Here is an 8524-nt window from a genome sequence, read left to right as displayed (position 1 = left end):
GGGGGTTCGGGCGTCGGGAGCACGGGGCAGCCGCTACCGGATCCGGGAGCCGTCGACGCCTGAGCGGTGGCCGCGCCACGCGGTGCCCGACGCCGGCCGTCCGGTGCCGGCCCGCCGGGCGGGTGAGCCGCGGATGCCCCGCAGGGGGCGGTGTTCCCCGCCGGGGCGGAACTCGGGTCGGGCGTGCGGGACGAGGACGGCGGGACGGGAGCGGGCCGTGCCGCGCGTGGTTCCCGGTCCGCCTCCGCCTGGTGGGGTTCGCGCGTTCCGGGAAGGACGGCCCGACGGCCTTCCCCGCCCGGCCGGCCCGGGTGGGACCGGGAGGCAGCGTGCTCGCCACCTGGCCCCGTTCCGCTGAGGACTTCCGGGGCGGATGCCGGCCGCCCGGCCCCGGTTGGACCCGGTCGACCAGGTGGACGCGGCGCTCCACCGGCTCGTGAACGCCCGCGGGCGGCGAGCACCTGGCTCGCCGGAGCGCTTCCGGCTCACCACCCGCCCGCCGCACCGCGACCGCCCGGGCGATGGCCCGGGGGCGGGGGCCTCAGGTGAGCAGGTACCGGGACGCGGTGCGCCGGTACTCCTGTTCGGGATCGCCCAGATAGGCCCACGGCACCGGGTGCAGCCGGTCCTCCATCCCGAGCAGGTGGCGGCGGGTCCTCGGTAGGTCGCCGGCCTGGGAGAGCGCCGCCGCGAAGAGGTTGTGGGCTTCCCTGGCGCGGAGGTGCGGCACCGGGTCCCTGGCCCACTTGTCGGAGGCGTCGACGAGTTCGCGGGCGTTGTCCTCGAAGTACCGGGTGTGGATCCGGAAGTACTCCACGCGCTTCCTGGCGCGGTACGTCTCCTCCAGGTTGTGCAGGTACACCTCGAAGTGGGCGAGCGGCAGCACCGCGGTGAGGGGGTGGCCGGCGGGAGCGCGGGCCACGGTCTCGCGGGCGAAGCTGAGCATCGCCTCGTGCGAACCGCCCCACTTGGCGGCGAGCGCCTGCACCCGGTACCAGTGCGCGGGGTAGAGGGTGGGCGAACGGAGCACGGCCTCCGACCACACCTCGTCCTGCTGTTCGCGGTCGACCTGGAGGCCCTGGCCGACGCACACCAGCACCATCCAGGGGCAGGGGTCCTCGGCCAGCCGCGCGGCGGCCTCGTGCAGCGGGGCCACGGCCTTGCGGAGGATCGAGAAGAAGATCTGGTACCTGTCGTGGCCCACTTCCTCGGCGACGCCGTCGCCGCGCACGGTCCAGGCCTCGTGCCGGTAGGCACTGCCCGCGAGCAACCAGAGCTCGGGATCGTCCGTGGCAGCGGCGGCGTCGGCGATCTCGTCCGCCCTACCGATGAACGCCCTGCCGAGCACGTCGGTGCGCAGGGCGCGGGTCTCGTGGTCGTCCCTGCACTCCTCGAGGACGGTGCGCGCCGCGACCAGGGAGCCGGTCTCCACGGCGGCGTCCAGGACCGTGTCGTCGTACGGATGTCCGAGGACCATCTCCTCCGGACCGGCTTGCCTTCTCCGTCTGCTGAACAAGCGCACCGGGGGACTCTAGAGCCGCTGGCATCCCGGGAGCCAGCCTGTGTCCGCGTTGTGATCAAACACGCCGGCGGTGGCCGACACGCCAGGGCGGCCCCGGGCTCGTCGGATGGCAGCGTGTCCTCCTGATGGGGGAAGGAGCCCGCCGGCGGGCTCCTTCCCCCGGTGGCGTCCGGTCGCTGGTGAGGCGTGTTCGGCGGGGATCCGCTCGTCGTCGGGGGCCGCCCCCGCTCACCCGGACGGGCCGGGGTGCGCGACGCCGGGACGGGCCCGTCCGCCGGGGGACGGTACGGACTCCGTTCGCGCATGGCGCACGAGGCCTCCTGGGCCTCGACGGCGGGCTCCTTCCCCCGGTGGCGTGGCGTCGTGGGCCCCGTCCCCGCCCCCGGCCACCTAGGCTGGGGCGGTGCGCACCGAGGAGACGCCGGATCTCGCCCCGTTGGAGACGGCGATGGAGTTGTTGGACCGGCACGCCACCCTGAACGACCGGTACCGGCGCCTGGTCAGCGACGCGCGCCCGGTGTTCGTGGAGCCAGCCCCGCGTACCAGCCAGGTGCGGGGAGTGGCGAAGAAGCTCATCGTGCTCGTGCGGGCCGCGCGCGGGGAACTCGACCGGGTTCTGACCCCCGACCAGGTCGCCGCCGTCGAGCGCGGCGAGCGGGTGGCGTGGTCGCTGCTTCGTGACGAGCGGTCCTCGGCGCCGGCGGGGCCCGCCGGCGACCAGGGCGGGGCCGAACCCCGGTGACGGGTGGGTGACGACCGGAGGAGATGGGGCTGATGGGGCGAACCGGCGCGGAGGGTGAACCGACCGGGGGTGGCCGGCCGCCCGCGCCGAGCGGTGGTGGCTCGCACCGCTCCGGCGCGGACCGGCCCGACCCCGCCGGTGGTGCCGAGGGGCCAGGCGGTCGCACTAACCCGGCGCTCGACCGGTTGGGCGCGGCGAGGTACCTGGCGGTCACCACCTTCCGGCGGTCCGGTCGACCGGTGGTGACACCGGTGTGGGTCGCCCGGGACGGGGACGCGCTCGTCGTGTGGACGGTCGCGGACTCCGGGAAGGTGAAGCGCGTGCGGCACACGCCCACGGTGCGCCTCGCCCCGTGCGACGTGCGGGGCCGGGTGACCGGCCCGGAAACCGGCGGACGGGCGGTCGTCCTCGGTCCCGAGGGCAGCGCCCGGGCTCGGCGCCTGGTCTCGCGTCGCTACGGCCTGCTGGGGTGGCTCCTCATCACTCTGAGCACCCTGCGCCGGGGCCGAACCGGGACGGTGGGCCTGCGGATCGTGCCCGCTGGTGGCTGAACGACCAGGTGTTCCTGCCTGTCGCGTCCGCCGTCACCGCTGGCCAGGACGGCGCTGCGGGTCCGCTGGCTTCGGTCGGGGGTGGCGGAGCGCCAACGGGGGAACGCCGGGTGGTGGGGTGTGGACCCGGGCGGCGGCGAGCGCCGGTGCGCGCGGCGGCCGAACGCGGTGGGAGGAGTGGCCGTCGTGGCGGCATCCGGGTTCCCAGCCCGCCGGGTCGCGGGGACCTCGGTCGAGGGAGTCCCGAGGGCGGCCGGTGGGCGGCGCGGCGCACGCCCGCGTCGCTGCCCGCGGCCGTCGTTGCCAGGCGCGTCCCGGCTCGTGGGGAGTCCGGTGCGGTCGGAGAGAGCGGACCGGTCGGTGTGCGCGGTGTGGGGGGCACGGGATGCCGACGTCGTCCGGTGGAGGTGGGCCGAGGCGGCGGTAGCCAGGGGTGCGGGGTGCGGCGCGGGGGGTGCTGAGCGCCCGGTCGGCGGGCGGCGCGGCTCCCGGGCTGGTGGGCATGAGGGAAGCGCCCCGCGTGCCACCTGCTGGCGAGTGGGCCGTGGCGGGAGGGGCGAGGGCGCTCCGCCCGTTCCTCCCCGGCACAGGGGAGTCGTCTCCGTCACCCGACCGTTGATTGAGATTGCATGGATGTGCATAATCATCCACATGACGTTTCGGGTGGCGGTGACCGGAGCCAGCGGGTACGCGGGTGGTGAGCTGCTTCGGCTGCTGCTCGCGCACCCCGAGGTGGAGATCGGTGCCCTGACGGCGGCCAGCTCGGCGGGGTCCCGGCTGGGGGAGCACCACCCGCAGCTCGCGCCACTGGCCGACCGCGTCCTGGTGGAGACCTCCCCCGAGCGGCTCGCCGGTCACGACGTGGTGTTCCTGGCCCTGCCCCACGGCCACTCGGCCGCCATCGCGGAGCGGCTCGGCGAGGGGACGCTCGTCGTGGACTGCGGCGCCGACTTCCGGCTCACCGATCCCGCCGCCTGGCAGCGGTGGTACGGCGGCGACCACGCCGGCAGCTGGCCCTACGGCCTGCCCGAGCTGCCCGGCGCCCGCGACCGGCTCCGAGCTGCCCGGCGGATCGCCGTCCCCGGCTGTTTCCCGACCGCCGCCTCCCTCGCGTTGGCCCCCGCCCTGCGTGCCGGGATCGTCGAACCCGACGTGGTCGTGGTCGCCGTCACCGGCACCTCGGGAGCGGGTCGAGCGCTCAAACCCCACCTCCTGTCGGCCGAGGTCATGGGGTCCGCCAGCGCGTACGGCGTTGGTGGGGTCCACCGGCACACCCCGGAGATCGTCCAGAACCTCACCAGCCTCGTCGACGGCGACGTCCGGGTGTCCTTCACGCCCGTGCTCGCGCCGATGCCCCGGGGAATCCTCGCCACCTGCAGCGCGCCGCTGACGGCGGTGCCCACCGGCCCGGAACGCGCCCGGGAGGTCTTCGAGGACGCCTACCGGGACGAGCCGTTCGTCCAACTGCTCCCCGAGGGCACCTGGCCCACCACCGCCGGAACCCTGGGCGCGAACAACGTCCAGCTCCAGGTCGCCGTGGACCCGGACGCCGGCCGGCTCGTCGTCGTCGCCGCCGTCGACAACCTCACCAAGGGCACGGCCGGTGGCGCCGTGCAGAGCATGAACCTCGCGCTCGGGCTGCCCGAGACGACCGGACTGTCGACCGTGGGAGTCGCACCATGAGCACACCACCCCCCGCATCCCCCGGCGGACTCACCCTGGACCGCGCGCGCGGCGTCACCACCGCCGCCGGGTTCCGCGCCGCCGGGGTCGCCGCCGGTATCAAGGAGTCGGGCCACCGGGACCTGGCACTCGTGGTCAACGACGGACCGGCCGACGTCGCCGCCGCCGTCTTCACCACCAACCAGGTCAAGGCCGCTCCCGTCCTCTGGTCCCAGCAGGTCCTCCGGGAACGCCGCGTCCGGGCCGTCGTCCTCAACTCGGGGTGCGCCAACGCCTGCACCGGCCCCGAGGGCTTCCAGGACACCCACACCACCGCCGAGCGGGTGGCCGAGGCCCTGGGCGTCGGCGCCGGCGAGGTCGCGGTCTGCTCCACCGGGCTCATCGGCGAACGGCTCCCGATGGACCGGGTGCTGCCCGGGGTGGCGGCCGCCGCCGACGCGCTGGCCAGCACCGACCAGGCGGCCCTGGACACCGCCACCGCCGTCATGACCACCGACTCCGTGCCCAAGCAGGTCTCGACCACCCACCCGGCCGGCTGGTCGGTCGGCGGCCTGGCCAAGGGCGCCGGCATGTGCGCGCCCAACATGGCCACCATGCTGTCGGTGATCACCACCGACGCCGTGGTCGACTCCTCCCTGCTCGATTTCGCGCTCCGGGCCGCCGTCGCCCGAACCTTCCACCGGCTCGACATCGACGGCTCCACCTCCACCAACGACACCGTCCTGGTGCTCGCCTCCGGAGCCTCACGCGTCAGCCCGGACGTGGGAGCCTTCACGGGTGCGCTCACCGAGGTGTGCGCCGACCTGGTGGCGCAGCTCCAGGCCGACGCCGAGGGGATGACCAAGCGGGTGCGCATCGAGGTGGTGGGCGCCGCGACCGAGGGCGACGCGGTCCGCGTGGCCCGCACCATCGCCGAGGACCACCTCGTCGGAACGGCCCTGTTCGGTTCCGACCCCAACTGGGGCCGCATCGCGATGGCGGTCGGCCGTGCGGACGCCGAGGTCGACCCCAACCGCCTGGACATCCGGCTCAACGGTGTCCTGCTCTGCGCCGGCGGGGTCAAGGCCGCCGAGCGGGACGAGGCCGACCTGTCCGGACCGGAAATCCTGGTCGAGGTGGACCTGCACGTCGGGGACGACGCCACCTTCGTCCTCGCCACCGACCTCTCCCACGGGTACGTCGAAGAGAACAGCGCGTACTCCTCATGAGCGCCCACACGAGCGGCCCAGGAGGGGCCCAGAGCACCGGGCGGACGTCCGAGCCGGAGCCCGGGGAGGCCCGCGACCGGCTCAGCGAGGCCGCCGCCAAGGCCGCCGTGCTCGTCGAGGCCCTGCCCTGGCTCGAACGGTTCCACGGCGCCACCGTGGTGGTGAAGTACGGCGGGAACGCGATGGTCGACGAGGAGCTCAAGCGGGCCTTCGCCCAGGACATGGTGTTCCTCCGCCTGGCGGGCCTGCGGCCGGTGGTCGTGCACGGCGGTGGACCCCAGATCAGCGCGATGCTCACTCGGCTGGGGATGCCGGGGGAGTTCCGGGGCGGGCTCCGCGTCACCACCCCGGAGACGATGGACGTGGTGCGGATGGTGCTCTTCGGCCAGGTCGGCCGCGAACTCGTCGGGCTCATCAACGCCCACGGGCCCTACGCGGTGGGCATCTCCGGCGAGGACGCGGGGCTCTTCACCGCGGCCCGCCGACCCGCCCTGGTCGACGGGACACCGGTGGACGTCGGCCTGGTGGGTGACGTCGTCGAGGTCAACCCCGACGCCGTCCTCGACATCATGCACGCCGGCCGCATCCCGGTGGTGTCCACCATCGCCCCCGACGCCGACGGCGTCGTCCACAACGTCAACGCCGACACGGCGGCGGCGGCGCTGGCCGTGGCGTTGCGCGCGGCCAAGCTCGTCGTGCTCACCGACGTGGAGGGGCTGTACGCGGACTGGCCCGACCGCTCCTCGCTGCGGACGCGGGTGAGCGCGTCCGAACTGGAACGGCTGCTGCCCGGGCTGGCCAGCGGGATGGTCCCCAAGATGGAGGCCTGCCTGCGCGCCGTGCGCGGCGGCGTTCCCGCCGCGCACGTGATCGACGGCCGGTTGGCCCACTCCGTGCTGCTGGAGGTCTTCACCCAGCAAGGGGTGGGCACGATGGTGTTGCCCGGTGAACCCGAGGACGCCTCGGGCGGACAGGACGAGGACGACCAGGGATGAGCAGCTCGAACAGCGAGGGGCAGCGGCGGTGGCGGACCGCCATGATGAACAACTACGGCACGCCCGGCCGCACGCTGGTCAGCGGGCGGGGCGCGCACGTCACCGACGCCGACGGCCGCCACTACCTCGACCTCTACTCGGGCATCGCCGTCAACGCGCTGGGCCACGCGCACCCCGCCGTGGTCAGGGCCGTCAGCGACCAGATCGCCCGCCTGGGCCACGTCTCGAACTTCTTCGCCACCGAACCCGCGCTCGACCTCGCCGAGCTCCTGCTCGACCACACCGGCTTCGGCTCCGGGGGACGCGTGCTGTTCACCAACTCGGGCGCGGAGGCCAACGAGGCTGCGTTCAAGATCGCTCGGCGTACCGGGCGACCGGAGATCATCGCGACCGAGGGCGGGTTCCACGGCCGCACGATGGGCGCGCTCGCCCTCACCGGGCAGCCCGCCAAGCGGACTCCCTTCGAACCGATGCCGCCGGGGGTCCGGCACGTTCCCTACGGTGACGTGGCCGCGCTGCGCGCCGCCGTCACCGAGCGGACCGCGGCCGTCGTCCTCGAACCCGTGCAGGGCGAGGGCGGCGTGGTGCTACCGCCGGAGGGGTACCTCGCCGCCGCCCGTGAGATCACTCGTGCCGCCGGGGCGCTGCTCGTCGTCGACGAGGTCCAGACGGGTGTCGGCCGCACCGGCCGCTGGTTCGCCTTCCAGGCCGAGAACGTGGCCCCCGACGTCGTCACCCTCGCCAAGGGGCTCGGTGGTGGTCTTCCCCTCGGCGCGTGCGTCGCCAGCGGGGAGGCGGCCCACCTGCTCGAACCCGGCCAACACGGCACCACCTTCGGCGGCAACCCCGTGTGCTGCGCCGCCGGCCTGGCGGTCCTGCGCACCATCGCCGACGAGGGCCTGCTCGACCACGCGGCCGAACTCGGCAAGGACATCGCGCGGCGCGTCGACGGCCTCGGCCACCCGCTGCTCGCCGGAGCCAGGGGAGTGGGGCTGCTGCTCGGGATACGGCTCACCCGCCCGGTGGCCGCCGCCGTCGCCGACCAGGCGGCCGAGGCCGGTTACCTGGTCAACCCGGTGCAGCCGGACCGGGTGCGCCTCGCCCCACCGCTCGTGCTCACCCGCGAGGACGCCCACCGGTTCCTCGACGCGCTACCGGGCGTGCTGGACGCCGTCGCGCACCGGATCCCGACCAACCCCGACGACACCACTGCGAAGAGGACCTCCTGATGCCGCGGCACTTCCTGCGCGACGACGACCTGGCCCCGGACGAGCAGACCGCCGTGCTCGACCTCGCCGACCGGCTCAAGGCCGACCCCCTCGGCCACCGGCCCCTGGCCGGCCCCCGGTCGGTGGCGGTGATCTTCGAGAAGAACTCCACCAGGACCAGGCTGTCGTTCGAGGTCGGTATCGCGCAGCTCGGCGGCCACCCGATCACCGTCGACAGCCGAACCATGCAGCTCGGCCGCGAGGAGACGATCGAGGACACCTCCCGGGTGCTGTCCCGGTACGTCGACGCCGTGGTGTGGCGGACCTTCGCCCAGGCGAGGATGGACGCGATGGCCTCGGTCTCCACGGTGCCGGTGGTCAACGCGCTCACCGACGAGTTCCACCCCTGCCAGGCGCTCGCCGACCTCCAGACCATCCGCGAGCACCACGGGCGGCTGGCCGGTCTGACCCTCACCTTCCTCGGGGACGGCGCCAACAACATGGCGCACTCCCTCATGCTCGCGGGCGTGACCGCCGGCATGCACGTCCGGGTCGGCGCCCCGGAGGGCTTCCGCCCGCTCACCCCGGTGCTGGAGGCGGCCACCCGGCGGGGGG

At 74.6% G+C, this 8524-nt stretch carries 8 protein-coding genes; 7 read left to right on the top strand and 1 reads right to left on the bottom strand.

The features are described from left to right. Window positions 1–541 precede the first annotated feature (541 nt). Window positions 542–1522: a hypothetical protein gene (locus tag ACTIDRAF_RS0216160; RefSeq protein WP_245533559.1), complete on the bottom strand. Its 981-nt coding sequence runs from the start codon at window positions 1520–1522 to the stop codon at window positions 542–544. Between the two features lie 403 nt (window positions 1523–1925). Here ACTIDRAF_RS0216160 and ACTIDRAF_RS29250 point away from each other — a divergent pair, with 403 nt between their 5' ends. From ACTIDRAF_RS29250 to ACTIDRAF_RS0216125, 7 genes are all read left to right on the top strand, one after another. After that, complete coding sequence (locus ACTIDRAF_RS29250; RefSeq protein WP_157163068.1) at window positions 1926–2264, top strand: hypothetical protein; 339 nt, start codon at window positions 1926–1928, stop codon at window positions 2262–2264. A 32-nt stretch (window positions 2265–2296) separates the two neighbouring features. Then, the gene (locus ACTIDRAF_RS0216150) at window positions 2297–2815 is read left to right on the top strand and encodes a PPOX class F420-dependent oxidoreductase (protein WP_083886363.1); all 519 of its coding nucleotides are present in this window, start codon (window positions 2297–2299) and stop codon (window positions 2813–2815) included. Window positions 2816–3466: 651 nt separating this feature from the next. Then, window positions 3467–4498, top strand: a complete 1032-nt coding sequence (gene argC / locus ACTIDRAF_RS0216145; protein WP_026066168.1) for an N-acetyl-gamma-glutamyl-phosphate reductase — start codon at window positions 3467–3469, stop codon at window positions 4496–4498. After that, a complete protein-coding gene (gene argJ / locus ACTIDRAF_RS0216140) occupies window positions 4495–5706 on the top strand; it encodes a bifunctional glutamate N-acetyltransferase/amino-acid acetyltransferase ArgJ (protein ID WP_016699764.1) in 1212 nt (403 codons plus the stop codon). Before argC ends, argJ begins: the two co-directional genes overlap by 4 nt. After that, the gene (gene argB, locus ACTIDRAF_RS0216135) at window positions 5703–6701 is read left to right on the top strand and encodes an acetylglutamate kinase (protein WP_016699763.1); all 999 of its coding nucleotides are present in this window, start codon (window positions 5703–5705) and stop codon (window positions 6699–6701) included. The genes argJ and argB overlap by 4 nt, the downstream gene beginning before the upstream one ends. Then, window positions 6698–7930, top strand: a complete 1233-nt coding sequence (locus tag ACTIDRAF_RS0216130; protein ID WP_016699762.1) for an acetylornithine transaminase — start codon at window positions 6698–6700, stop codon at window positions 7928–7930. The genes argB and ACTIDRAF_RS0216130 overlap by 4 nt, the downstream gene beginning before the upstream one ends. Beyond that, the coding region (locus ACTIDRAF_RS0216125; RefSeq protein WP_016699761.1) for a hypothetical protein at window positions 7930–8524 on the top strand (595 nt) is incomplete at its 3' end. The genes ACTIDRAF_RS0216130 and ACTIDRAF_RS0216125, both read left to right, overlap by 1 nt.

It is taken from the genome of Actinoalloteichus spitiensis RMV-1378 (assembly GCF_000239155.1).
GTDB lineage: Bacteria > Actinomycetota > Actinomycetes > Mycobacteriales > Pseudonocardiaceae > Actinoalloteichus_B > Actinoalloteichus_B spitiensis.
This window is presented reverse-complemented; position numbering and strand designations above follow the sequence as displayed.